This window comes from Pseudomonas sp. GW821-FHT01A09, assembly GCF_058986725.1.
Genome location: NZ_JBYSWB010000003.1, coordinates 148141 through 173974 on the forward strand (window position 1 = coordinate 148141; position 25834 = coordinate 173974).

Below are 25834 nucleotides of genomic sequence, written 5' to 3' on the forward strand. Positions count from 1 at the left end.
GTCTCAGGTCAGAAAGTGCCAAAGCAGTAAAGTCCCCACCAGGCCCACCACCGAGACGATGGTCTGCAGCACCGACCACACCCAGATCGTCTCCTTGAGTTGCAGGCCGAAGTACTCGCGCACCATCCAGAAGCCGGCATCGTTGACGTGGCAGAAGAACACCGATCCGGCGCCAATGGCCAGGGCCACCAGCGAGCTTTGGGTCGCGGCCAGGCCGGCCATCATCGGTGCCAGGATGCCCGCGGTGGTGGTGGTCGCCACCGTCGCCGATCCGGTCGCCTGGCGTAGCGCCACGGCAATCAGCCAGGCCAGCAGGATATAGGGCAGATGAGCACCTTCCGCCGCCTTGCTGATGGTATGGCTGACCCCCGCGTCGAGCAGTGTCTGTTTCAGGCCGCCGCCGGCGCCGATGGTCAGCAGCAGCACCGCGACCGGCGCAATGGCCTTGCGCAGGATGCCGCCGACCTGATCACGGGCCATGCCGTTGCCCCAGCCCAGAAAGACCACCGCCGCCACGACCGCCAGGCCCAGCGCGATCAGCGGCTCACCGAGGAACTTCAGGGTTTGTGCCAGACCGCTCTCGGGCGCCATGCTGACCTTCGCCAGGGTGCTGCCGAGCATCAGGATGACCGGCAGCAGAATGATCAGCAGCGAGATACCGAAGCCGGGTTGCCGGGCAGTTTCGGTACGCTGATTGAACAGCGCGTCCATCTCTGCCGGGGCCTCGATGTGCAGGCGCCGCGACAGCCAGTTGCCGTACAGCGGGCCGGCGAGAATCACCGCCGGCACCGCGATGCAAAAGCCCAGCAGCATGGTCAGGCCGAGGTCGGCGTGCAGCGCGCTGACCGCGATCAACGGCCCGGGGTGGGGTGGCATCAGGGCGTGCAGGGTGGTCATGCCGGCCAGTGCCGGGATGGCGATCTTCAGCAGCGGTAGATTGGAGCGCCGCGCCATGACGAAAATGATCGGCACCATCATCACCAGCCCGACCTCGAAGAACAGCGGCAGGCCGATGACCATTGCCACCAGCGCCATCACCCAGGGCAGCGACTTGCCCTTGCCCAGCCCCAGCAAGGTCGAGGCGATACGGTCGGCAGCGCCGGATTCGGCCATCAGCGCGCCGAGCATCGAGCCCAGGGCGATGATGATCCCGGCTTCACCGAGAATCGCTCCGGCACCCTTGCCAAAGGCCTTGGCCACCTCTTCCGGCGCCAGGCCGGCACCGACTCCGGCCACGAAGGTGCCGATCAGAATGGACAGAAACGGCGGCAGCCGGGTCGCGCTGATCAGCACGATGATCGCTGCGATAGCAGCCAGGCAGCACACAATCAAGCGGGTGTCATGGGACACCCAGGCGACAGCAGAAACATCCACCGGGGGTACTCCTTATCATTATCGGGATTTGTAACCAGATGTTGCAAATCCCTGCCAGCATACCGCAAAGGCCCTGGTTTGAGCATTTGCTGGGTCCGATGGGGTGATCAGGAAGGGGGAGGACAATGGCGTGTAGCGATGCAGCATGGCGCACTGCGGTCTGAACCGCGCTGCGCAATGCTGTGGTATGGCAGCGCCTCAAGCGCGCTTGGGCAGTTTCCAGTTCGGTCGGATGAAGTGGCAGGTGTAGCCGTTGGGGAGACGCTCCAGGTAATCCTGATGCTCAGGCTCCGCTTCCCAGAACGGCCCGGCGGGTTCGATTTCAGTCACCACGGGGCCCGGCCACAGTTTCGAGGCGTCGACATCGGCGGCGGTGTCTTCAGCGATGTCGCGTTGTTGCTCGCTGAGGTAATAGATCGCCGAGCGATAGCTGGGGCCCAGGTCGTTGCCCTGGCGGTTGGGCGTGCTCGGGTCGTGGATCTGGAAGAAGAACTCGAGGATCTGCCGGTAGCTGATGACGGCCGGATCGAAGACGATTTCGATGGCTTCGGCGTGGTTGCCGTGATTGCGGTAGGTGGCATTCGGCACTTCGCCGCCGGTGTAGCCGACGCGCGTGGTCAGCACGCCGGGATAGCGCCGTATCAGGTCCTGCATGCCCCAGAAGCAGCCGCCTGCAAGGATGGCGGTTTCGGTTTGGCTGGTCATGGTCTGTCCTTCCCCTCAGGGACGTTGAATATAGGCAGTGTTATGAGGGCGCTCAGGCCAATTCCAAGGTCGTGCGGTGTAAATAAGGCGGTTCGCCGGCGCGCGCCTGAAGATGATCCCAGGCGCCTGGCCATGAGCACCGGTCTGTGCACCCGCTCGATCAGGCCGTTTGCGCCACCGGGTTATTACTGACGTTGCGCCCCAGCACCAGTACCGTGACGAAACCGCAGCCCACCAGGGCCGTGGCCAGACTCATCAGCACCGAGGTGCCCAGGTGGTCGACGATCTGCCCGCCGAAGAACGAGCCCAACGCGATGATCACCTGAAACAGGCCGACGAACATGGGCATGCCGCGTTCGACATCCTTGGGCGCTACGACGAACATCCAGATGCTGGAGCAGGCCGGGAAGGCACCAAAGGCGAAGCCCCAGAGCGCGATCAGCATCGCGGCGCCGGTGAGGCCGGTGGCGAAGTAGGGAAACAGAATGGTGCTGGTGCCGATCAGCAGGGCGACCAGCAACAGGGTGTGCCGCACGCTGCGATTGGCGGCGAAACCCGCGAACACATTGCCCACCACCCCAGCAACGCCATAGAGCAGCAACAGCGAACTGATGGTTGCCCCGTCGAAGCCGGAACTGTGTTTGAAGAAGGGCGCCACATAGGTGTACGCGGCAAAGTGCGCCAGGCCGATCAGCAAGACCGCGATCAAGCCGACGCGCGCCTGCGGATTGATGAACAGGGCCGGCAGGTCATTGATGCGAATGGCCTTCTCCGGGTTGAGCCGCGGCAGCAGGAATATCTGCGCCAGCAGCACCGGTACGCCCAGCAGCGCGGTGACCAGAAAAGTCATGCGCCAGCCCATCAGCCCACTCAGCCAGGTGCCGACCGGCACGCCCAGCACGGTGGCCAGGGTCACCCCGACCATGATGATCGAGGTCGCCTGCGCGACGCCCACCCCCCTCGGCGCGAGGCGGCCACTCAAGGCAATGGCGGTGGCCCAGAAGCCACCGATGCTGATGCCCAGCAAGACGCGGCCGAACAACAGCAGGCTGAAGTCGCTGGCATAGGCCACGACCGAGTTGGCGATGATCATGATCAGCGTCAGGCCGATCAGCAGATAGCGGCGGTCCAGGGCACCGATGCCCACCGACAGCAAGGGCGCGGCGAGAGCGGCGGCGATGCCGGGCAGGGTCACCATCAGGCCGGCGTGGCCGGCGCTGATGCCCAGGTCGCTGGCGACGTCGTTGAGTACGCCCACCGGCAGAAACTCGCTGGTCACCAGGGCAAAAGCACCTACGGCGACGGAGAGAATCGCCAGCCACTGCTGCTTGACGCTCTGTTGATCATGTTCGGGAAGGCCGCTGGGGGCCTGGCGTGCGCTTGGCATGGTACTGGGTTCCAAGGGGGAATGTCGCCTGCAGGCAGGCGCGGGGAGCGGGGAGAAATCGGAGGCCATTATAGAAGTCGGTTTTGCCAACTCGACAGGCGCTCCTTTCGATAGTAATCATCAGTGTCATCGATAAGATGCGCTGGATAGAGGGGCTGCCGTCACCCATGGAAGGTATGTGACTGGCCACGAGCGGCGAGGATGAGGCGCTGCAGGCGCACTCACGGAACTGCCAGGCCCGGATCGCGCTCTGATCCCTGAGCAAACCAGGGCCCAGGCGCAATCGCTCCCACAACCCAGCCACCGACACTGACAGAGGTAAACGATTGACCGAGCTCAAACGCATCGCGCTGTTGCTGGCCTTGCTGATCCTTGCCGCCTGTAGCCAGCAGCAACAGCCATCAGGGCCCAGCCCCGAGCAGGTGCGTGCCAGCGTCGAGCGCTTGTTGCCGCCCTCTGCCAACAACCGCCAGGGCTGGGCCACGGACATTCAGGCAGCCTTCGAGGCCCAGGCGCTGGCGCCCACTACCGAGAACCTGTGCTCGGTCATCGCCGTCATCGAGCAAGAGTCCAACTTCCAGGCCGACCCGCAGGTGCCGGGATTGGGCCGTATCGCGCGCCAGGAAATCGATCGCCGCGCCGGGCGCCTGCATGTGCCGGGCTTCGTTGTCGATGCCGCCTTGGGCCTCAAGTCCCGCACCGGCAAGACCTACGCCCAGCGCATCAACAGCGTGCGCTCGGAGCGCGAGCTGAGTGATGTGTTCGACGATTTCATCAGCATGGCGCCGCTGGGCCAGCAGCTGTTCGGCAACTTCAACCCGGTGCACACCGGCGGCCCCATGCAGGTGGCGGTGGCCTTCGCCGAGCAGAACGCCAAGGGCTATCCCTATCCCCATGACGGCTCGATTCGCCAAGAGGTGTTCAGCCGCCGCGGCGGGGTCTATTACGGCAGCATGCACTTGCTCGGCTACCCGACCCACTACCCACAATCCCTGTACCGCTTCGCCGATTTCAACGCCGGTCACTACGCCAGCCGCAACGCCGCCTTTCAGGCCGCCCTCAACCGATTGGTCAAGACTCGGCTGGCGCTCGATGGCGATCTGATCAACTACGACTCCAGCGCTGCGGGCCAGACTGAATTGGCGGTGCGCTCGCTGGGTTCGCGGCTGAACATGAGCAACAACCAGATCTTTCTGGCACTGAAGAAGGGCGAGCAACTGGACTTCGAAGACACCGAGCTCTATCGCCGCGTATTCGAACTGGCGGACCAGGTGGCCGGCCAGCCGCTGCCGCGGGCGATCCTGCCGGGCATCACTCTGGAGAGCCCGAAGATCACCCGCCATCTGACCACCGCCTGGTTCGCCCAGCGCGTCGATGAACGCCGGGCGCGTTGCGTTGCCCGCAATTGAAAACGCCGGGTTGTGCCTTGAACGGGTAGCCAGCAGCCACTCATCGGGTGCCATCACGCGCAGTCTTCGCCGCGCTCTAGACTGGGACTCAGCTGAGTTTGCCTCGACACGCCATGTACTACCGGCAAGGAACCTGTCGAGGCTGTATTTGTATCCACGAGGGATTCATAGATGTCCAGCCTGCTCGATACCGCCACAGATCTGTCCGCTCCCAGCAACGCCTATACACGCCTCGACAGTTTCCGCCATCTGTACGATCGCGGCGACGGCACGGTCAACGGTCATCCTTCCTACAGCGTCGATGAGGCGGCGTTGCAGATCGATCGCTACGACCTGGCGTTTTACGATACCAATCACGATGGCAAGGTCTCGCTGACCTACAGCTTCCTCCAGGCGGCCCCGGCCAATTTCGACCCCAGCTGGGGCGACTTCATTGCCTTCAACGCGCAACAGCAAGCGCAGACGCGTCTGGCCCTGCAGTCTTGGTCGGACGTCGCCAACCTGACGTTCACCGAGTCCGGCAAAGCCGCCGAAGGGCACTTGTCGATGGCTAGCTACTCGGTCTCCCACGGCGAGGCGGCCTTCGCCTATTACCCCTATGGCGGGCAGTCCTGGTACTGGGTGAGCGATGCCTATCGCGAAAACGCCAACCCCACCCTCGACAGCTACGGGCGCCAGACACTGGTCCACGAGATCGGCCACAACCTGGGCCTGGCGCACCCCAGTGACTACAGCGCCTGGAACGGCGTGCCCAGTTATCAGGACAACGCCGTATATGCCCAGGACTCGCGCGGCTACAGCGTGATGAGCTACTGGAGCGAGCTCAACACCGATCAATACAACGGCGGCAACTACGCCTCGGCGCCGCTGATGGACGATATCGCCGCCATTCAGTTGCTCTACGGCGCCAACGAGTCGACCCGCAGCGGCGGCACCATCTATGGCTTCAACTCCAACAGCCACCGCGAAGAAATGACCGCCGTGGACGCCCACACGCCGCTGATCTTCAGCATCTGGGATGCCGGCGGTGTCGATACGCTGGACTTCTCCGGCTACAGCGCCGAGCAACATATCAACCTCGAGCAGGCCAGCTTCTCCGATGTCGGTGGTCTGGTCGGCAACGTCTCTATCGCCCAAGGCGTGGATATCGAAAAAGCCATCGGCGGCTCCGGCTCGGATCTGATCCTTGGCAATGCCTTGAACAACGATATCCGCGGCAACGCCGGCGACGATGTGATCGCCGGCGGCGGCGGCGCCGACAAGCTGTACGGCGGTGCGGGGGCAGATACCTTCGTGTATTTCGCTGCCAGTGATTCCAGGATCGGCGCGGCGGATCGGCTGATGGATTTCGTCAGCGGCCAGGACCACATCGATCTGTCCGGCTTGCCCTTGGGGGCCGACGATCACTTGCACTTCGTCCAGGCGTTCAACGGCGACGACGGTGCCATGCGCCTGCGCGATGCCAGCTATGGCACGGCCTTGATGGTGGATTTCGACGGCGACCGCGCTGCCGATTTCGAGATCCGCATCATCGGCCAGGCGCACCAGGGCGATTTTCTTGTCTAGGCCCCTGGTCGCCATGCTGCTGGCCCTCGGTCTCGGCGGTTTGGCGAGGGAGGCGCTCGGGGAGTCGCAGAAGCTGCCGGATGCCTCGCAGGTGGCGGGGCACTGGCAGATCAGGTCCGACGATCCGGCCGATGCGAGTTGCGCGTTTGAACTCCAGGAAAAAGACCGCGCCGTGCTCGACCCGCAGCATTGCCTGAAGCCGATCCTGGGGTTCGTCGCGACCTCATGGCTGGTGCAGCCGGACGGCATCGTGGTCGCCGGCAAGGGCCTGGCGATGCCGATGCTGTTCAGCCGTCGTGACGCTGGGCGCTACAGCGCTCGGGGTAGGGCGGGGGGCACGTTGTGGATCGAGCGCGGTAGCGATTGAGCAGACGGCGCTTGGACGGCTACCCATGACCCGCTGTTGTCCCGCCTCCGCGCTTGCGGCGCCTGGAATCGCCGCTTATCGAGAATGATTTTTGATCATCGCGCCTCACTATGAAATAGTACCCGCCGTTTTTACGCGCCCGTCTGCTACGGGCCTTTCAACGCTGGGGTCATGTCATGCGTATTTCCCGTTTCATTCAGGGCCTGATGGCTTGTCTGCTCATTGCGTGTTCGACCCTGCTGAGCGCTGCCCCGATCGAGGTAAACGACGGCCAGCACAGCGTCCACTTGGCCGCCGCGCCGCAGCGTGTGGTGGTGCTGGAGTTTTCTTTTCTGGACAGCCTGGCCGCAGTGGGCGTTACCCCGGTAGGGGCTGCCGACGATGGCGATGCCAAGCGCGTGCTGCCGCGGGTGCGCCAGGCCATCGGCCAATGGCGCTCGGTGGGGCTGCGCTCGCAACCCAGCATCGAGGAGATCGCGCGCCTCAAGCCTGACCTGATCATCGCCGACCTGAACCGCCACCAGGCCCTGTACAAGGACCTGTCGAGCATCGCGCCCACCCTGCTGCTGCCTTCTCGTGGCGAAGACTACGAAGGCAGCCTGGCTTCTGCCGAATTGATCGGCAAGGCGCTGGGCAAGCCTGAGCAGATGGCGGCGCGAATCGCCCAGAACCGCGCTCACCTCAAGGCCATCGCCCAGCAGATTCCCGGCGGCGCCGTGGTGCTGTTCGGCGTTGCCCGAGAGGACAGCTTCTCCGTGCACGGGCCGCATTCCTACGCCGGCAGTGTGCTCCAGGCGATCGGCCTGAAGGTTCCCGAAGTCCGCGCCAATGCCGCGCCCACCGAGTTCGTCAGCCTCGAGCAACTGCTGGCGCTGAATCCGGCCTGGCTGTTGGTGGGGCATTACCGGCATCCAAGCATCGTCGATGGCTGGAGCAAGCAACCGCTGTGGCAAGTCTTGAGTGCGGTGCAGCGCCAGCAGGTCGCCGAAGTGGATGGTGACACCTGGGCCCGCAACCGCGGCGTCATGGCCTCCGAGCAGATCGCGGAGGATACGGTGGCGATCCTCAAGGGCGGCAAAGCCGTGCAGAGCCAGTAACTATGCGGCGTGTGTATTGGACAGCGCTGGCCGTGCTGATCGGCGCGGGGCTGTTCTGGCTATCGCTGTACAGCTGGTCGCCGTTCCCGGTCACCCAGACCGACGCCTGGAATGGCCTGATGCACCAAGGCAAGGTGGGCGGCAACATGGCCTATATCGTGGCGCAACTGCGGGTGCCCCGCGCCTTGTGTGCGGCGCTGGTGGGCGGCTGCCTGGGGCTGGCCGGAGCCTTGATGCAGGGCATCACGCGTAACCGTCTGGCGTCGCCGTCACTGTTCGGCGTGACCGCCGGCGCGGCGCTGGGGCTGGCGTTGTTTTCCACCGGGCTGGTGGCGCTGCCATTTGCCGGTGGCGCGCTGATCATGACCTGCCTGGGCGGTGCGCTGGCCTGGGTAACGGTGTTCAGCCTCGGCGGCGCCTGGTCGTCGGCTGCCGCGCAGGGGCGGCTGGTGCTCGCCGGGGTGGCGGTGGCGGCCTTGTGCGCGGCCTTGACGCGCTTGACGGTCATCCTGGTGGAGGCCCAGGCGCAGAGCGTGCTCAACTGGCTCGCCGGGTCGCTGGCCAATGTCGGCCAGGCACAGCTGCAGTTGCTCTGGCCATGCACCTTGATCGGCGCCGCGTGGGCGGTTTACTGCTCGCCGAAACTCAACCTCGTCAACCTCGGTGAAGATGCCGCGCGCTCGCTGGGCGTAGGGATCACCGGTCTGCGCCTGCAGGTGTTCGTGGTCAGCCTGTTGCTGGTCGGTGCCAGCGTTTGCGCGGTCGGCCCGATCGGTTTTGTCGGCCTGATCGCGCCGAACATCGCGCGCCAGGGACTGGGCAACGACTACCGCTGGTTGATCCCGCTGAGTGCGATCCTCGGTGCCGTCATCGTGCTGGCGGCCGACCTGATCAGCCGCGCCGTGGCCTTCCCGGTGGAAACGCCGGCCGGTGTGGTCACGGCGTTGATCGGCGCGCCGTTTTTCCTGTTTCTGGCCCGGCGCGCACTATGAACCATCCCCGTCCGCGATTGCTTGCACTGCTGGTATTGGTGCTGCTCGCCACCTGGCTCAGCCTCAGCGCGGGGACCTCCTGGTTGACGCCCGAGACGGTGCTGCGGCGGCTCTTGGCCCACGATGCGCTGGACTTCGAAGTCTGGAACCACCGCCTGCCGCGCAGCCTGATCGCCTTGTTGGTGGGCAGTGCCTTCGGCCTGGCAGGCGCGATCGTCCAGGGCGTCATCCGCAACCCACTGGCCTCGCCGGAAATCCTTGGCGTCACGCAAGGCGCGGGGCTGGCGCTGACCGTGGCGATCATCACCTGGCCGCAGCTGCCGCTGGCCGGGCTGCCCTGGATCGCCTGCCTGGGCGGCGCTGGCGGCGCGGTGCTGCTCGCGCTGTACAACACGGGGCTGAGTTTTTCCGGCGCGCGTTTCGCGCTCTCGGGTGTCGCGATCGCGGTCACCCTGTCCAGCGTGACCGAGTTTTTGATTCTTTCTCATCCGCTGGACATCAACACCGCGTTGCTGGCCTTGACCGGCAGCCTGTGGAGCCGCAGCTGGCATCACGTCGCTCTGGCGTTGCCGTTTCTGCTGTTGCTGCCGGCCGGCCTGTGCCTGGCCAAACCGCTGAACCTGATCGCCCTCGGGGACGAATCGGCGCACAGCCTGGGCACTGCGCTGGGTCCGACCCGCCTGGCGGCGATGATCTGCGCGGTGCTGCTGACCAGCCTCGGCGTCGGCATCATCGGCCCGATCGGCTTCATCGGCCTGGTAGCGCCGCACATGGCGCGGCGGCTGGTGGGCGGCCACCATCAGTTTCTGCTGCCCGGTGCCATGTTGATCGGCGCCTTGCTGCTGGTGCTGGCCGACACCCTGGGCCGCAGCTTGATTGCGCCCAGCGAGATTCCCGCTGGCATCCTCACCGCAGTGATTGGTGCGCCGTATTTCCTCTGGCTGCTGGCCAGGTTCAAGGGTTGATGAAATGAGCATTATCCAGGCACGACGGCTTGATATCGGCTATGGCGCCACGCCCGTCATCAAGGGGCTTTCGTTTACACCGCCAGCCGGGCAGGTGACTGCGCTGATCGGCCCCAACGGCTGTGGCAAGTCGACCTTGCTGAAGACCTTTGCGCGCATCCTCAAACCCGCCAAGGGCGAGTTGACCCTCGATGGGCAAGCGTACGCCAGCCTCTCGGCGCGGGACCTGGCCCGCAAGGTCGCGTTCCTGCCGCAGGTGCTGCCGATTCCCGAGGGCGTCAGCGTGCGGCAACTGGTGGCCTACGGCCGCAGCCCGCACAACTCGCTGTGGGGACGGCTGAGCGGCGCCGATCAGTCATGGGTCGTCAAGGCGATGCAGCGCATGGAGCTGGACGCCCTGGCGGATCGCGCCTTGGCCGACCTCTCCGGTGGTCAGCGCCAGCGGGTGTGGCTGGCGATGGTGCTGGCCCAGGATGCTGCCGTGGTACTGCTGGACGAGCCCACGACGTACCTGGACATCAGCCATCAGGTCGAGCTGCTGGACTTGATGCGCGAACTGGCTGGGCAAGGCAAAACGGTGATCACCGTGCTGCACGACATCAATCAGGCCTGCCGCTACGCCGATCACCTGGCCGTCATGCAAGGCGGCAAGCTGGTGGCCGATGGCGCGCCGCGAGGGGTGATCGATGTCGATCTGGTGCGGCAGGTGTTCGATGTGCAGGTGCAGATCCTGCGCGAGCCGGTGGCGGGGACGCCGATGTGCGTGGTCGAAAGGAGCACGCGTGGCCACGCATCTTCAGGAAGCTAGGGCATGACGCCCTAGCGGACAGCTAGTATCACTTCTTCTTTTTTGCGGACTTTTCGGTCTTGTCGGACTTCTTGTCCTTTTCCGGCTTGCTATCCGCTTTCTTGGCGGATTTCTTCAGCTCGGGTTCTTTTTTCTTGTCCTTCTTCTCGGACACTTTCGACAGCGCTGAAGCAGCCGCGGATTTCTTGGCCGGTGATGCCTTTTTGTCTTTCAACTCTTTGCTGGCTTTCGGCGCATCGCTCTTGCTTTTCTTGTCATCTTTAGCCACGTCAACCACCTCTCGAGGTTCGCCAGTATTGGCATCTTGCCCCTGAAATCGGTCAGGGGCTGATCATTAGGCGGATGCGTCCAAGGGCGGTTCAAATTTTTTTCGATAGGCCGAATCGGCGTGGGGATCTTGCATCGATAGCGTGTTGTCTTTGACCAGGACGTCGCTGCCGTACTCCGCTTGCTGGATCACTTCGGCAATGAAATGACGCAGCCACAGGTGATGGGCATCGGTATGGCGGGCGTTATCCCATACCAGAAAGCACCGATACGAGGGCACGGGGAGCGGCACCTGGCTGACCTTGAACCCCATCATCGCCGCGTACGTATTGGCGGCGAAAGTAGGCAGAGTGGCGATGGCGCCACTGGAGGCCAGGGTCGACAGTGCACCGGAAAAGTGGCTGAACGAGGCAATGACCTTGCGCGCATACCCAGCGCTTTCAAAGATATCGTCGATGAAACCTCGACGTCCGTCATATGAGATCCGCACGTGGTCGGCATTGAAGTAGTCCGCGATCCCCATGCACTCGCTGGCGCCCGGCCGTGGCCGAAACAGGCAGGAGTAAGACGACGAGAACAGTACCTGTGAGGAGAATCGCGTATTGAAGTCCTTAGGTTCACAGCAGATCACCAGGTCCATGTCGGTATCCTGCAGTGCGGTTTTCCACAGCGTGCTATTGGTTTGATGAAAAGCGAAACTGACCCCCAGCCCATCTTGGGCCGCGGCATTGATCAGCAATGGCGCCAGATAGCTTTCGATGTCATCTGACAAGCCGATATTGAATACGTGTTGGGACTGCTCGGGACAGAACTCCAGCTCTCCGGTCAGCAGGCCCGAGATCGCTGTCAACGCTTCGCTGATCCTCGGTGCCAACAACATTGCCTTGCGCGTGGGTTGCATGCCTGACGCGGTGCGCAGGAACAATTCGTCGTCGAAGTGCTCTCTCAGGCGCTTGAGCGCTGAACTCACGGCGCCCTGAGTGACGTGCAGCACGGTCGAGGCCCGGGTCGCGCTGCGCTCGGTCATCAAGCAGTGGAATGTGAGCAACAGGTTCATGTCGATGCGGGCGATATTACGTACGTTAATCCGGCTCATCTTTTCTAATCGTTTGCTAGGCGGGCTTCATCGTTCCTAGTCTATTCCCCATTAACTGCATAGCACTGGGGATAGGGCATTGGACACGACACAACATCTGGCAGATCGAGGCAAGATTCATTCCAGCCACGACCTGGACATGCGCAAGCGGGCCATTGCGGTGGGCATCGGCAACTTCATGGAGTGGTTCGATTTCGCCATCTACGGTTATTTCGCCGCCATCATCGGCGCGCTGTTCTTTCCATCCAGCGCCCCTGGGGTCTCACTGCTATCGTCGCTGGCGGTGTTTGCGGTCGGGTTCATTTCCCGGCCTTTCGGCGCGCTGATTCTGGGGCCTGTCGGCGATCGCCTGGGGCGCCGAGCGGTGCTGATCGTCACCGTATTCGGCATGGGTATCTGCACTACCCTGATCGGCTTGCTGCCAACCTATGACGCCATCGGCATCCTGGCACCTGCGCTGCTGATCGGGCTGCGTTTCGTGCAAGGCATGATGGTGGGCGGTGAATGGTCGAGCGCTGGTATCTACATCGTCGAAAGCGCTCCGCGCCATCGCCGCGCCACGGCGGCCAGCGTCATCACGGGGACGGCAGGCTGTGCCTTTCTGTTCGGTACCTTCACGGCGGCGCTGCTGTCGAACCTGTTGAGCGATGCACAACTCAGCGCCTGGGGCTGGCGCTTGCCGTTTGTCGCATCGATCGTCATGACCGCCGTCGCGGTGTACATCCGCCGCAAGCTGGGCGATACGCCGGTCTATGAAGAGATGGTGCGCCAGCGTGGCACCAATCAGGTGCAGGCGCCTTCCAAGGCGGTCAAGCGCCAGGCGTTCATCACCACCTTCGCCTTCTCGGCCTTGTTCGGCGTATCGCTGTACTTCTTCATCACCTATGCCAACAACCATCTGGTGACCACCGTCGGCCTGCCGAAGAGTACGGCGCTGTGGCTGTGCAGTCTGTCGCTGGTGGTGTATTGCGTGACCCATCCACTTATCGGTCGGTTCAGCGATGCCTTCGGTCGCCGCCGCTTGTTGCTGGGGGCGGCGGCAGCGCTGACCCTGCTGGCCTATCCCATTTTTCTGCTACTCAACACCGGCAGTCTGCTGGCGATCGTGTTTGCGCTGACCCTATTGGGCGTGCTGGTGGCCGTTACTGCGGTCATGGACGTGGTGCTGCTGGTGGAGGTATTTCCCGCTTCCATACGCTCTACCGGAGCTGCCTTGGGGCACAACCTGGCGCTGGCGATCCTGGCGGGCCCCGGCCCCTTCGTTGCCGCGGCGCTGGTCCGCGAGTTTGGCAACCCCGACTTGCCCGCAGGGTATCTGGCGCTGGTTTCGCTGGTCTGCCTGCTGGTGCTGTGGCGCAACCTTCCCGAAACCAAAGACAAAGACATCAGCCAATACTAGGAGCGATACCATGCGAGTGGCAGTTATTCAGGCAGCCTCGATTCCCGACGACGCGGCCGCCAGCGTAGACAAAGCCTGTGAAATCCTGCATCGTGTGGCCGGGCAGGGCGCCCGGCTGGCCGTATTCCCCGAGGCGTTCATCGGCGGGTACCCCAAGGGGCAGAGCTTCGGCAGTGTGGTGGGCAACCGCAGCATGGCGGGGCGGGAGCAATATCATGATTACGTCGAGGCGGCGGTCAGCCTCGATGGCCAGCAATTGCGCACTTTGGCCGCAGGCGTCGATGAAACCGGCGTGACCTGCGTGGTCGGTATCATCGAGCGCTTTGGCCGAACGCTGTATTGCACCGCGGTCACTCTGGTGCCGGGCCAAGGCATCGCCGGTTATCACCGCAAGCTGATGCCCACCGGGCAAGAGCGCATCATCTGGGGCTTCGGCGATGGCTCGACGCTTGACGCCGTGCCTACTGAACTGGGCGTGCTGGGCAGCGTCATCTGCTGGGAAAACTACATGCCCGCGTTGCGTCAGGCCATGTACGCGCAAGGGGTTCAGTTGTACTGTGCGCCCACCGCCGACGACCGACCCTCGTGGCCTGGCTCCATGGTGCACATCGCGCTGGAAGGCCGGGTGTTCGTGTTGTCTGCGTGCCAGGCGATCAAGCTTGAGGCTTACGGCGAAGCGCACCAGCGCGCGTTCGGTCTGGATTTCAAACCCGACGACTACATCATGCGCGGTGGCAGCATGATCGTCAGCCCCTTGGGCGAGGTACTGGCCGGCCCCAGCTATGAGTGCGAAACCGAACTCTATGCCGATCTGGACATGAGCCTGCTGAGCAAGGGCAATCAGGATTTCGATGTCTGCGGGCACTATGCTCGGCCGGATATCTTCGAGCTGAAAGTGAATGTGCAGCCGATGAAAGCCGTGACGTTCAGCTGAGCGGGATGACCGTCTGCCGGCATGGCAGTGTGAAGGCTGGGCGCCGTTCAGACGCCCAGATGGGCAAAGGGCCGAGGCTGATATCCTGCCAGCGCCTTCACCACCTTCGTCCCTGCGCTGGAGCCGGCCGATGATCAACCGTGACCAACAGATACGCCTGTTTCTCGAAATTGCCCGGCATCGCTCGCTGTCCAAGGCGGCCGATGCGTTGGGCCTGACTCAGTCGGGCGTCAGCAGACAGCTCAGGAGCCTGGAGGCCCATGTCGGCCAGAGCTTGTTCATCCGGCATGGCAGAGGCGTCACGCTGTCCGATGCCGGTGCGCGGCTGCAAGTCGTTGCCGAGCCCGCGTTCGATGCGCTGGACAACACCTTGATGCTGCTGCGCGAGCAACAGGGTGTGACCGAAGGCAGCGTGCGCATCGCAACGATCCACACCCTGAGCTATTACTTCGTGGCCGATGTCATGGCGCGCTTTCTACAAGTGCGGCCACGGGTCGCCCTGTCAATGCTGGGCCGAAGCTCGCCGGATGTCGTGGAGATGGTCGAGAACGGTCAAGCCGACATCGGTTTCGTGTATGACACCGCAGTGGTGTCCGATGCGGTGCTCATCACCCCTCTGTTCGAAGAGACCATGGCGTTGTTCGTCCATGATCAATCGCCACTGGCTGACCTGGAAGAGATCGACCTGCGCAGCCAGCCGCTGCCGCTTATCGTGTTTCCGCCCCCCTATGCCTTGCGCCGCATGCTGCACGCCGAAGGCTTGGAGGTACAGGTTGCCGCCGAGGTCGATACCGCCGATGCCATGCTCAAACTGGCGTCCCTGACCGCAGGCCAGTGCGTATTGCCACAGAGCATGCCGGCCCAGCTACTGCACGGCTACGGGCTCAAGCGGTTGCGTATCAAGGAGCCGCGTATCAGTCGGCGCATTGTCGCGATCACCCGTCGTGCAAAGGTGCCTACCGCACTTACGCAACTGATGCTGGACATCGCTTTGCAGATCCCCCGTTAGTGCCCGGTCATAGCTTGTATGAGCGCGGCTGCATAGCTGCCCCGTGGTGGCTGCATCGATACTGAGTCCACCCTGAAACAGGGCGTGATGATTGACGATCAGGCCCACTATCAAAGGCAGCCCCAGGTGAACAGTACATTCGAATTAGATAAAGCCAGCTTGATGCAGCAGTCCAACCAGCTGATGGACAAGCATTTCGATGAAGGCACCTACACGCTCGAACAAAAGCTCGCCTTGACCTGCAGAATCCTCTACGACAACGGTCACGACTCCGGCCTGGCGGGTCAGATAACGGCCCGTGCCGAACAGCCCGGCACCTATTTCACCCAGCGCCTGGGTTTGGGTTTCGACGAGATAACCGCCGAGAACCTGCTGGTCGTGGATGAAGACCTCAATGTGTTGCGCGGCGCCGGCATGGCCAACCCTGCTAATCGCTTTCACTCCTGGGTGTATCGGGCGCGTCCTGACGTGCAGTGCATCATTCACACGCATTCGTTGCATACCGCGGCACTGAGCATGCTGGAGGTGCCGCTGCAGGTGTCGCACATGGACAACTGCTTGCTGTATGACGACGTGGCCTTCGCCAACGCCTGGCCCGGAGTGCCGGTGGGCAACGAGGAAGGCGTATTCATGGTCGAGGCACTAGGCGACAAGCACGCATTGTTGCTGGCCCACCACGGTTTGCTGATCGCCGGGAGAACCGTCGAAGAGGCCTGCGTATTGGCCTTGGCGTTCGAGCGCACGGCGAAGATGCAACTGGTCGCGATGGCTGCCGGCGAGATCCGCCCGGTGGATCCGCTGTTGGGGCGCGAGGCCCGAGACTGGACCCGCAGGCCCAAGAGAAATTACGCGGCATTCGCTTATTACGCCCGGCGCGCGCTGCGCCAGGGTGCCGACTGTCTCTGACGGCCCACGCCGTCGACCGAAGCGGACGCCAGAGCCGCTCGGGCTACCAGAACAACAACGACCGTCCCTCCTTTTGCTGCTACTGCCGCGTTACGGGCTTTCAGCCATCGCTCGCCTTTTTTTCGGTTCTCTGCAAAGCGCAGCGGTGGCCTGGAAGCAGACTTCTCGTCTCCTTCAGCAGGGTTTGGTCATGGAACAGTTCGTCAGTAATACATCCCTTCATTGCGGGGAAACCACTCCGGACCGTATGGACAAGGAGCGGCGGCGGGTGCTGATCGCCAGTGTCATCGGCTCGGTGTTCGAATGGTACGACTTCGTGGTGTACGGGATCGCCTCGGCATTGGTGTTCAACACGCTGTTCTTTCCGGCCGGCAGCGCCCTGGCCGGCACTATCGCGGCTTTCGGCACCTATGCCGTCGGCTATGTGGCACGGCCTGTGGGAGGCATCGTCTTCGGTCATTTCGGTGATCGGGTCGGGCGCAAGGCGATGCTCTCGCTGACCCTGCTGATCATGGGATCAGGTACCTTTCTGATCGGCTGCCTGCCGACCTTTGCGCAGATCGGACTCTGGGCTCCAGCGCTGTTGATACTGCTGCGTTTCCTGCAGGGCCTGGGCATCGGCGGCGAGTGGGCAGGCTCGGTGCTGATGGCAGTGGAGCATGCCCCGCAAAATCGCCGTGGGTTGTACGGCAGCCTGGTGCAGTTAGGCTATCCGATCGGCGTTATCGGCTCGACCAGCGCCTTCTCGCTGGTATCGACCCTGGCACCCGAGGACTTCATGAGCTGGGGCTGGAGGCTACCGTTTCTGGTGAGTGTCATCTTCGCCGGGGCAGGTCTCTACATTCGTCACAAGATCGCTGAAAGCCCTGTCTTCCAGAGGGCCGCGCGGGGGCCCAAGCCGGAAAAAATACCCTTGCTGGAGATACTGACTCAGCATCGGCGCAGTTTCTTCATTGCCATTGGCCTGAAAGTATCGGAAATCGCCTGGGTCAGCGTGGCGACCATCGTCAGCATCAGTTACGTGACCACCCACTTGGGGTTGCCAAAAAGCGTGATTCTGAATGGACTGTTGTGCGCCGCCGCCCTGGAGTTGATCACCATTCCACTGTTCGGTTGGCTGTCCGATCTCTTCGGTCGGCGCAGGATGTTCATCATTGGCTGCGTGTTTTCGATTCTGTTCGCGTTTCCGATGTTCCAGTTACTGGACACTCGCGATCCGCTGATCATCGCCTTGACCGTTGCCATCGCGGTGAGCTTCGGCCAAGGCATCATGTTCGGCCCGGAAGCCGCGTGGATGTCCGAGCTGTTCCAGACGCGGCTTCGCTACAGCGGCGCCTCCCTGGGGTGCCAGTTGGGTGGCGCGATCTCGGGAGGGCTAACGCCGCTGGTAGCGGCGGTGTTGATGAACTGGTCAGGCGGGCTGACCTGGCCGGTCTCGTGCTTTCTGATCGGCGCCGCCTGCCTGACGCTGACAGCCGCGTGGCTGGCACCGGAGACGGCGGGCAGGGCGTTGAAGCAGTGACGGCCAATGCCCTGCGCAGCGGTTTGGCATCCCTTGCATCAATACGCCGCCACTAGCCCATCCTTGCGCGGATCGGTCCCGCCCACATAGCCGTGGGCAGTGCGCTGAATGATCTGCGCGCCACCAAAGGCGAACACGCCGCTGGGCTCTTCCACCTCGATGTCGTGCCCTTTGGCCTTGAGCGCCGCCACCACCGCCGGGTCGAAGGCGCGCTCGACCGCCACCTTGAGCCCGGCCTCCAGGCGCCAGCGGGGTGCATCGGCGGCGGCTTGCGGATTTTGCCTGTAGCGCAGGATGCGCATCATCATCTGCAGGTGACCTTGGGCCTGCATCGGTCCGCCCATCAGGCCGAAGGACATCAGCGGTGTGCCGTCGGCGTTCATCACGAAGCCCGGGATGATGGTGTGGAACGGCCGTTTGCCCGGGGCCACGGTGTTGACGTGATCGGGGTCGAGGGTGAAGCCCGCGCCTCGGTTCTGCAGGCTGATCCCGGTGCCCGGCACCACCACGCCCGAGCCGAAGCCCATGTAGTTGGACTGGATGAACGAGACCATCATGCCGCTTTCGTCGGCCGCCGACAGGTACACCGTGCCGCCCGCCTTGGGCGAGCCGTGCCCCGGATTGGCCGCCTGGTCGCCGACCAGCGAGGCGCGCTCCGTCAGGTAGGCGGGGTCCAGCAACTGCGGCGAGCGCAGGCGCATGTGGTCTTCATCGGCGACGTGCTCGTCGAGGTCGGCCAGGGCCAGCTTCATCGCCTCGAGCACCGGGTGCACGGTCTCGACGCTGTCCACCGGATGCTCGCCCACGCCCAGCGCTTCGAGCATCGTCAGGCCGGAGAGGGTGGCGATGCCCTGGCCGTTGGGCGGCAGTTCATGGACCACCGCGCCGGCATAGGGCACCGACAGGGTGTCGATCCAGTCGACGCTGTGGCTGGCCAGGTCGTCCAGCGTCATGACGCTGCCGTTGGCCTGGGCGTGGTCGATGATGGTCTTGGCCAAGTCGCCACGGTAGAACGACTCGCCCTTGCTGGCGGCGATCGCTTGCAAGGTGGTGGCGTGGTCCTTGAGGGTGATTTTCTCGCCGGCCTGCGGCGCCTTGCCGCCCTGCAGGAAGCACTCGGCGAAGCCCGGTTGGTCCTTGAGCAATTGCGCGCCACGGCGCCACAGCTCGGCGATGATCGGTGTCACCTGGTAACCGTCGCGGGCGTAGCCGATGGCAGGCTCGGCGAGGGTGGCGAACGGCAGCTTGCCGTAACGTTCGGACAGCGCCACCCAGGCCGATACCGCGCCGGGCACGGTCACGGCGCCCCAGCCGCGCTGCGGCATCTGTTTGTGCCCGGCGAAATGCGCTGGCGTCCAGCCCTTGGGCGAGCGTCCGGAGGCGTTCAGGCCTTGCAGGGTCTTGCCGTCCCAGACGATGGCGAAGGCGTCGCTGCCGATGCCGCAGCCGGTGGGCTCGACCACGGTCAGCACCATGGCCGCGGCGATGGCGGCGTCCACGGCATTGCCGCCCTTGTGCAGCATGGCCAGGCCGGCCTGGGCCGCCAGTGGCTGGGAGCAGGCGACCATGTTGTTGCCCATCACCGGTGAACGGGCGGAGGCGTAGGGTTGGCTGTAGTCCAGATCATCATGCATGAAGGCGGTCTCTTTGGCAGTGATACTCAAGGGATGAGGGGTGAAGGTGGATCGATCAGCTTTTGGGGTCGAGGGCGTCACGCAGCCCATCGCCCAGCAGGTTGAAACACAGCACCGTCAGGTAGATCGCCACACCCGGCGCAATCGACATCCACGGTGCCTGCTCCATGAAATTCTTCGCGGTGTTGAGCATCGAGCCCCAGGACGGCGAGGGCGGTTGCTGGCCCAGGCCCAGGAACGACAGGCTCGCTTCGGCGAGAATAGCCGAAGCGATGGTCAGCGTAGCCTGTACCACCAGCGGCGACAGCACGTTGGGCAGCACGTAGCGCAGGATGATCCAGCGGTCCGGCAGACCGATGGCGCGGGCGCCTTCGAGGTAGTCTTCGTGCCGGATCGCCAGCACCTGACCGCGGGTCAGGCGCGAGAAGATCGGCATCGCCGACAGGCCGATGGCGATCATGGCGTTGCTCAGGCTCGGCCCCAAGAAGGCCCCGAGAGCAATGGCCAGTACCAGAAACGGGCACGACAGCAGCGCCTCCATCACCCGTGAAATGAGCGCATCGAGCTTGCCGCCGAAATAACCGGCGATCAAACCCAGCGGCACGCCGATGGCCATGGCGATCGCCACTGATACCGCGCCCGCCAGCAACGAACTGCGCGCGCCCCATAGCAGACGGGAAAACAGATCTCGGCCCAGTTCGTCGGTGCCCAGCCAGTGCGCCAGCGACGGCGCTTTGCGCACCAGCAGGAAGTTGGCCTTGAGCGGGTCGTACGGCGCGATCCAGGGTGCCAGCAGCGCGGCGACGATGAACAGCAACAGCACTGCGCTACCGATGACTGCGCCTTTGTTGCCAAGAAACTTGCGCACGAACGGCGAGCGGCTGCGCGGTTTGAGGCTCAGGTCGGCCGAGGCTGAAACGGTCGGGGCGATAGCGGTCATCAGGCCGTCCTCAAGCGTGGATTGATCAGGCGGTAGAGCACATCGGCCAGCAGGTTGAGCAGCACAAAACCGATGGCGACGCACAGCACCACGCCTTGCACCACCGCGTAGTCGCGGTTGAACACGGCGTCGACGATCATCTTGCCGAACCCCGGAATGCTGAACACCTGTTCGGTCAGCACCGCGCCGCCCAGCAGTTCGCCGAACAGCAGGGTGGTCAGGGTGACGATGGGCATCAAGGCGTTGCGCAGGGCGTGCTTGAGGATCACCGTGCGCGGGAACAGGCCCTTGGCCCGCGCCGTGCGCACGTAGTCGGCGCGCAGCACTTCGAGCATGGCGCTGCGGGTGTGGCGCATGAGCACGCCGGACAGCCCGGCACCGAGGACGAAGGCCGGCAGAATCAGGGTCTTGAGGTTCTGCCCGAGATCCTCGCCCAGCGGCACGAAGCCCGAGGCGGGCAGCCATTGCAGCTTCACGGCGAAGATCATGATCAGCACGATCCCCAGCCAGAAGTGCGGGATCGAGATACCCGACAAGGCGAAGACATTGGCGCCGTAATCCACTGCGGTGCCCTTGCGTACCGCAGATATCACCCCGGTCGGGATACCGATCAGCAGCGCGATGATCAACGCCACCACTGCCAGCTCGATGGTCACGGGCAGCTTGGAGGCCAGCAGGGTGGTCACCGGTTGCTCGGTGCGCAGCGAGGTACCGAAGTCACCGTGCAGCACGTTGCCGACCCAGTGCAGGTACTGCAGCGGCAGCGGATCGTTGAGCCGGTATTTGTCGCGCAGATACGCCATCACCGCCGGGTCGCGTTCCTCGCCGGCCATGGCCAGCACCGGATCTCCCGGCAGCAGTTTCTGCAGGGTGAAGACGAACAGCGACACCAGTATCAGCGTCGGGATGGCGCTGAGCAGGCGGCGCAGGATGAACGTCAGCATGCACGCTCCTCGGCGGGTGCCTTGATCATTTGAAGGCGACGCCGGTCAGGCGGATCAGCCCGTCCGGACTCGGCACGAAACCGCTCAGTTTGCTGGTCATGGCGATGATGCGCGGGTCGAAGTACAGGTAGGTACCCGGCACGTCCACGGCCATCAGCCGCAGGGCCTCGGCGTACAGCGCCTGGCGCTGGGCCTGGTCATTGGTGGTGCGCGCCTTGTTGAGCAGATCGTCGAGTTTGGGGTCGCAGAAATGGCCGTCGTTCTGGCCGCCCTTGCAGGTGACGAACTGATGGATGTTGCCATCCGGATCGGGCCGCCCGGACCAGGCCGTCATGCCGATCTGGAAGTTGCCCGCCTGCTGCTCGCTGAGCAGGGTGGCGTATTCGGTGGCGACCAGATTGACCTTGAAACCGGCCTCATCGGCCATGGCCTGGACGATCTGGCCCACTTGCTGGGCGATGGGATTGTTGGCGACTTTCAGCTCCACCTCCAGGGGCAACTTGACCCCGGCTTCGGCCAGCAGTTTTTTGCTTTGCTCCACGTCGCGCGCCGGGATCGGCAGGCTCTTGTCGTAGTACGGGCTGCTGGTTGGGAAGGGCTGGGCGCTGGGGGCGTACAAGCCTTCGAACACCACCTGGTTGATGGCGTCGCGGTCGATGGCCAGATCGAAAGCCTTGCGCACGCGCGGGTCCTGACCGATCGGGGTTTTCGCCCGCTCACCGTTGTTGGTGTTGTACATCAGCTGCATGTAGCCCAGGCCCGGTGTATTGAACACCTGCAGGGTGCTGTCGGCCTTGGCGGTCTTCACGTCGGTGGGCGCTACCCTCTCGATGATGTCCAGGTCGCCGGCGCGCAGGTTGGCCAGGCGCACCGAGGTGTCCGGGATGGGCAAGAAGATCACCTTGTCGAAGTGATAGGCCTGCTTGTTCCAGTAGTTATCGAAACGCTCCAGCACAATGCGATCCTGCTGTACGCGCTGGACGAATTTGTACGGCCCCGAGCAGATCGGCCTGGCACCGACCTCGGTGGCCGAGGCCTTGGGCGCGAGCATCATGCCGGCGCGGTCGGAGAGTTGCGAAATCAGCGTGGCGTCCGGCTGCTTGAGCTTGATCGCGACGGTTTTCCCATCGATGACCTCGACGCTGTCCACCGAGGCCAGCTCGCTCTTGCGCAGCGAGTCGGGCAGGGTGCGGGCACGGTCGAGGTTGAACTTCACCGCTGCGGCGTCGAATGTTTCGCCGTCATGGAAGGTCACGCCGTCGCGCAGGGTCAGGGTCAGCGTCTTGCCGTCCTCGCTCCAGTGCCAGGCGGTCGCCAACTGCGGTACGTAGGTGAGGTGCGGGTCGATGTCCACCAGCTTGTCGCACAGCGCGGTGTAGACCAGTCGGCCTGAGTAGGTGCGCGAGCGGTGCGGGTCGAGGACGTCAGGGTCATCCTGAATGCCGATGCGCAGGGTAGTTTCGGCGAAGGCAGCGTTGGCAGCGAGCAGTAGCAGCGTTCCGGTCATGAGGCGGGCGAACTTCATGGCTGACTCTCCAGAGATAAGGCCTGATGGCTTTTGAATAGGTCCAGGCGCCGGCTGTAGGCGGCGCTGGGTGTCGGGACGACCAGGGATCCGGCCCCCGCGTTGGCGATGTCGCGCCAGTAATGGCAAGCCACCTGCCGCTCGCCCTCGACGTTTTCGAACAGCGGTTTGACCTCGCGGCACAGCGGTCTGACGTGGGGGCAGCGGGTGTGAAAACGGCAACCCGAGGGCGGCTTGCTGGGGCTCGGCATGTCGCCACCGAGTACCGCGCGCGGGTGGCGCAGATCGGGATGGCTGACCGGTACCGCGCTCATCAGCGCCTGGGTGTAGGGGTGCAGGGGCGTTTCGAAGAGGGCATCGACGGGCGCTAGCTCGACGATCTCGCCCAGATACATCACCGCCACGCGATCGCTCATGTGGCGTATCACCGCCAGGCCGTGGGCGACGATGACCAGGGTCAGGCCGAACTGCTGCTTGAGATCTTCGAGCAGGTTGACCACTTGGGCCTGGACCGAAACATCCAGCGCCGACACCGGTTCATCGCCCAGTATCAAGCGCGGTTCGGAAGCCAGGGCGCGGGCGATGCCGATACGTTGGCGCTGGCCGCCGGAAAACTCATGGGGGTAGCGGCTGCCGTGTTCCGGCGCCAGGCCCACGGTGCGCAACAGTTCAGCGACCTTGTCCTGCCTGGCGCTGCGGCTGTCGTCGCGGTGCAGCCAGATCGGCTCACCGACGATGGCGTCGACGCTCATGCGCGGGTTCAGCGAGGCGAAGGGGTCCTGGAAGATGATCTGCAGGTCGCGGCGCACCTGGCGCAGTTTGTCCGGGGCCAGATTGGCCAGGTTGCGGCCCTCGTAGATGACATCGCCGGCGGTGGGCTTGAGCAGGTTCAGCAGAACTCGGCCCAGGGTCGACTTGCCGGATCCGGATTCCCCCACCAGCGCCAGGGTTTCGCCTTTGCGCACGGCCAGCGACACCTCATTGACCGCCTGCACCGGTGGCTTTTTGCGCTGGAACAGGCCCGCTTCGCTGCTGAAATGCTTGCTGACGGCGATGCTTTCGAGAATCGGCTGGTCAGGATCGGGGCTTAGCGCGTTGTCGAGTTCGGGCTTCATGCGCTGACCCCCACGTGCTGTTCCAGTGGCACCCGGATGCACGCGGCGAAGTGCCCGGCCGACACCTCGAGCAACGGCGGACGCGCCTCGCGGCAGGCACCGATGACGAACGGACAGCGCCCGGCGAAGCGGCAACCGCTGGGCATCTCTGCAGGCGTCGGCACCCGGCCGTTGATGGTCGCCAGGCGTCCTTCACGCGGGCCGATCGAGGGCATCGAGCCCATCAGGCCGATGGTGTAAGGATGCTGCGGATCGTCGAACAGTGTCTTGACCGTACCGCTTTCCACCACTTGGCCGGCGTACATCACCATCACCTCGTCGGCCACCTCGGCGACCACGCCCAGGTCATGGGTGATGAGGATCATCGAGGTGCCGGTTTCGGCCTGCAGCGTGGCCACCAGTGCGAGGATCTGCGCCTGGATGGTCACGTCCAGCGCGGTGGTGGGCTCGTCGGCGATGATCAGCGCCGGATCGTTGGCCAGCGCCATGGCGATCATCGCGCGCTGGCGCATGCCGCCCGACAACTGATGCGGATAGGCGTCCAGGCGTTGCGCGGCATCGGGCACGCGAACTTTTTCCAGCATCTGCAAGGCGCGCTGGCGGGCCTCTTGGCGGGACAGGCCTTGATGGCGCATCACGCTTTCGCCGATCTGGTCGCCCAGGGTGAACACCGGATTGAGCGAGGTCATGGGCTCCTGGAAAATCATCGCCAGGCGATTGCCGCGTACGTTCAACAAGCGCTGCGCGGGCATGCCCAGCAAGGGTTCGCCCAACAGGCTGGAGGCGCTGGCGTTGACTGTGGCGGTGTCCGGCAGCAGGCCCATCAGCGCCATGGAGGTGACGCTTTTGCCGCAGCCGGACTCGCCGACGATGGCCAGGGTCTTGCCGGGCTGCACCGCGAAGGACACGCCATCGACCACGTTGGCCGGGGCGCCCTTGAAGCGCACGGTGAGGTGCTCGACGCTCAACACTGGGGCTTGCGGATTCATAGACTCGCCTCGAGGTCCTGATGAATGACGTTGTCGAGCGCCTGTTGCAACGCGCGCAGGTGACCGCGCATGGCGGTGGCCGCCTTGACCGGGTCGCGGCGTTCGATGGCGTCGACGATGTCGTCGTGGTCGTGGCTGTAGGTGCTCAGCCGATCGCTGTTGCGGGCGCGCTGGCGCAAGTCGCGCCAGGCCGGGTCGAGGCGGATGGCGTCGAGCATTTCGAAGATGTCCAGCATCAGCCGATTGCCGGCCGCTTCGGCGATGCCGCGGTGCAGGGCGCTGTCCCAGAGCTCCAGGCCTTCGGCGTCGACTGCCTCGGCGCCCTGTTGGCGGGTGGTGCGTTCGGTGAGGCGGCGCAGGATCGCCATCTGCTCGCCGCTGGCGCGCACTGCCGCCAGGGAGGCCAGCGCCGGTTCCAGATGCAGGCGGGCTTCCATGACCTCACTGAAATTGGTTCGGCTCGACAGCCTGGCGAAACTCAGGGAGGCGCTGGGCGGGGTCGGGCCGACAAAGGTGCCTTTGCCCTGGCGGCGCCAGATCAGGCCTTCGGCTTCGAGCACCGCCAGCGCCCGCCGGATCGCCCGGCGGCTTACGCCGAACAATATCGCCAGTTCCCGCTCGGTAGGCAGCGCCCGCTGGGGGAACGCGGCGTGTTGCGCCACGGTTTGCCGCAGCGCGTCGAGGGCCAGCCTGGAAGCGTTGTCGTGGGCCGCGTCAGTCTCGAACCTTTCCATGATGGTTTCTCGTGACAAGCTCAATAGGGCGGTCGCCGCCGTTCAGTGCGGCGACTGACGATAGTCAGGCGGTTGCAATAGCGATGCCAATGGAAATTGGTTCGGGCTGGCGGAGGGTTGTCAAAGCGGGTTGGGCGGGAGAGCGAGAGG

General features: G+C 64.1%; 24 protein-coding genes. 12 read left to right on the forward strand and 12 right to left on the reverse strand.

The window, feature by feature from the left end:
* Positions 1-3: 3 nt before the first annotated feature.
* From AC3WJP_RS05105 to AC3WJP_RS05115, 3 genes are all read right to left on the reverse strand, one after another.
* The gene (locus AC3WJP_RS05105; RefSeq protein ID WP_493720143.1) at positions 4-1374 is read right to left on the reverse strand and encodes a GntT/GntP/DsdX family permease; all 1371 of its coding nucleotides are present in this window, start codon (positions 1372-1374) and stop codon (positions 4-6) included.
* Positions 1375-1572: 198 nt separating this feature from the next.
* On the reverse strand, positions 1573-2079 hold the full coding sequence (msrA, locus tag AC3WJP_RS05110; protein ID WP_493720144.1) for a peptide-methionine (S)-S-oxide reductase MsrA: 507 nt from the start codon (positions 2077-2079) through the stop codon (positions 1573-1575).
* 160 nt (positions 2080-2239) lie between these two features.
* Positions 2240-3466: an MFS transporter gene (locus tag AC3WJP_RS05115; RefSeq protein WP_493720145.1), complete on the reverse strand. Its 1227-nt coding sequence runs from the start codon at positions 3464-3466 to the stop codon at positions 2240-2242.
* Positions 3467-3792: 326 nt separating this feature from the next.
* On the opposite strand from AC3WJP_RS05115, the gene AC3WJP_RS05120 reads away from it, so the two are divergent.
* The 7 genes from AC3WJP_RS05120 to fecE all read left to right on the forward strand — a co-directional run bounded on the left by AC3WJP_RS05120 (position 3793) and on the right by fecE (position 10670).
* The gene (locus AC3WJP_RS05120) at positions 3793-4875 is read left to right on the forward strand and encodes a DUF1615 domain-containing protein (protein WP_493720146.1); all 1083 of its coding nucleotides are present in this window, start codon (positions 3793-3795) and stop codon (positions 4873-4875) included.
* Between the two features lie 171 nt (positions 4876-5046).
* On the forward strand, positions 5047-6441 hold the full coding sequence (locus tag AC3WJP_RS05125) for a serralysin family metalloprotease (protein WP_493720147.1): 1395 nt from the start codon (positions 5047-5049) through the stop codon (positions 6439-6441).
* Entirely contained in the window at positions 6434-6808 is a 375-nt protein-coding gene (locus AC3WJP_RS05130; protein WP_493720148.1) for an AprI/Inh family metalloprotease inhibitor, read from the forward strand. Before AC3WJP_RS05125 ends, AC3WJP_RS05130 begins: the two co-directional genes overlap by 8 nt.
* A 176-nt stretch (positions 6809-6984) precedes the next feature.
* Positions 6985-7905 (forward strand): Fe(3+) dicitrate ABC transporter substrate-binding protein, encoded by a 921-nt coding sequence (locus AC3WJP_RS05135; protein WP_493720149.1) that lies wholly within the window; start codon positions 6985-6987, stop codon positions 7903-7905.
* Positions 7906-7907: 2 nt separating this feature from the next.
* Positions 7908-8897, forward strand: a complete 990-nt coding sequence (gene fecC / locus AC3WJP_RS05140; RefSeq protein WP_493720150.1) for an iron-dicitrate ABC transporter permease FecC — start codon at positions 7908-7910, stop codon at positions 8895-8897.
* The gene (locus AC3WJP_RS05145; protein ID WP_493720151.1) at positions 8894-9862 is read left to right on the forward strand and encodes a FecCD family ABC transporter permease; all 969 of its coding nucleotides are present in this window, start codon (positions 8894-8896) and stop codon (positions 9860-9862) included. The genes fecC and AC3WJP_RS05145 overlap by 4 nt, the downstream gene beginning before the upstream one ends.
* 4 nt (positions 9863-9866) lie before the next feature.
* Complete coding sequence (fecE, locus tag AC3WJP_RS05150; RefSeq protein WP_493720152.1) at positions 9867-10670, forward strand: Fe(3+) dicitrate ABC transporter ATP-binding protein FecE; 804 nt, start codon at positions 9867-9869, stop codon at positions 10668-10670.
* Positions 10671-10698: 28 nt separating this feature from the next.
* On the opposite strand, the gene AC3WJP_RS05155 is transcribed toward fecE, so the two are convergent.
* On the reverse strand, positions 10699-10947 hold the full coding sequence (locus AC3WJP_RS05155; RefSeq protein WP_493720153.1) for a hypothetical protein: 249 nt from the start codon (positions 10945-10947) through the stop codon (positions 10699-10701).
* A gap of 57 nt (positions 10948-11004) precedes the next feature.
* Positions 11005-12033: a LysR substrate-binding domain-containing protein gene (locus tag AC3WJP_RS05160; RefSeq protein ID WP_493720154.1), complete on the reverse strand. Its 1029-nt coding sequence runs from the start codon at positions 12031-12033 to the stop codon at positions 11005-11007.
* 79 nt (positions 12034-12112) lie between these two features.
* On the opposite strand from AC3WJP_RS05160, the gene AC3WJP_RS05165 reads away from it, so the two are divergent.
* The 5 genes from AC3WJP_RS05165 (at position 12113) to AC3WJP_RS05185 (ending at position 17803) form a co-directional block, all read left to right on the forward strand.
* Positions 12113-13432 carry an MFS transporter gene (locus AC3WJP_RS05165; protein WP_493720155.1) on the forward strand — a complete coding sequence of 440 codons (1320 nt, stop codon included), beginning with the start codon at positions 12113-12115 and terminating at the stop codon, positions 13430-13432.
* 10 nt (positions 13433-13442) lie between these two features.
* A complete protein-coding gene (locus tag AC3WJP_RS05170; RefSeq protein ID WP_493720156.1) occupies positions 13443-14366 on the forward strand; it encodes a carbon-nitrogen hydrolase family protein in 924 nt (307 codons plus the stop codon).
* Positions 14367-14496: 130 nt separating this feature from the next.
* Complete coding sequence (locus AC3WJP_RS05175) at positions 14497-15375, forward strand: LysR family transcriptional regulator (RefSeq protein WP_493720157.1); 879 nt, start codon at positions 14497-14499, stop codon at positions 15373-15375.
* An 87-nt stretch (positions 15376-15462) separates the two neighbouring features.
* Positions 15463-16281, forward strand: coding sequence for an aldolase (locus AC3WJP_RS05180; protein WP_493720158.1), 819 nt, complete (start codon positions 15463-15465; stop codon positions 16279-16281).
* A 190-nt stretch (positions 16282-16471) separates the two neighbouring features.
* Positions 16472-17803, forward strand: a complete 1332-nt coding sequence (locus tag AC3WJP_RS05185) for an MFS transporter (protein WP_493720159.1) — start codon at positions 16472-16474, stop codon at positions 17801-17803.
* 38 nt (positions 17804-17841) lie between these two features.
* Here the strand turns inward: AC3WJP_RS05185 and AC3WJP_RS05190 are convergent, their stop codons facing one another.
* From AC3WJP_RS05190 to AC3WJP_RS05220, 7 genes are read right to left on the reverse strand one after another with little or no spacing between them, the layout of a single operon-like run.
* Complete coding sequence (locus AC3WJP_RS05190; protein ID WP_493720160.1) at positions 17842-19437, reverse strand: gamma-glutamyltransferase family protein; 1596 nt, start codon at positions 19435-19437, stop codon at positions 17842-17844.
* Between the two features lie 55 nt (positions 19438-19492).
* Complete coding sequence (locus tag AC3WJP_RS05195) at positions 19493-20377, reverse strand: ABC transporter permease (protein WP_493720161.1); 885 nt, start codon at positions 20375-20377, stop codon at positions 19493-19495.
* Entirely contained in the window at positions 20377-21321 is a 945-nt protein-coding gene (locus AC3WJP_RS05200; RefSeq protein WP_493720162.1) for an ABC transporter permease, read from the reverse strand. Before AC3WJP_RS05200 ends, AC3WJP_RS05195 begins: the two co-directional genes overlap by 1 nt.
* Before the next feature lie 25 nt (positions 21322-21346).
* Entirely contained in the window at positions 21347-22846 is a 1500-nt protein-coding gene (locus AC3WJP_RS05205) for an ABC transporter substrate-binding protein (RefSeq protein ID WP_493720163.1), read from the reverse strand.
* On the reverse strand, positions 22843-23961 hold the full coding sequence (locus AC3WJP_RS05210; RefSeq protein ID WP_493720164.1) for an ABC transporter ATP-binding protein: 1119 nt from the start codon (positions 23959-23961) through the stop codon (positions 22843-22845). Before AC3WJP_RS05210 ends, AC3WJP_RS05205 begins: the two co-directional genes overlap by 4 nt.
* Positions 23958-24950 (reverse strand): ABC transporter ATP-binding protein, encoded by a 993-nt coding sequence (locus AC3WJP_RS05215; RefSeq protein ID WP_493720165.1) that lies wholly within the window; start codon positions 24948-24950, stop codon positions 23958-23960. The genes AC3WJP_RS05210 and AC3WJP_RS05215 overlap by 4 nt, the downstream gene beginning before the upstream one ends.
* Positions 24947-25684: a FadR/GntR family transcriptional regulator gene (locus tag AC3WJP_RS05220; RefSeq protein ID WP_493720166.1), complete on the reverse strand. Its 738-nt coding sequence runs from the start codon at positions 25682-25684 to the stop codon at positions 24947-24949. Before AC3WJP_RS05220 ends, AC3WJP_RS05215 begins: the two co-directional genes overlap by 4 nt.
* Positions 25685-25834: the final 150 nt, after the last annotated feature.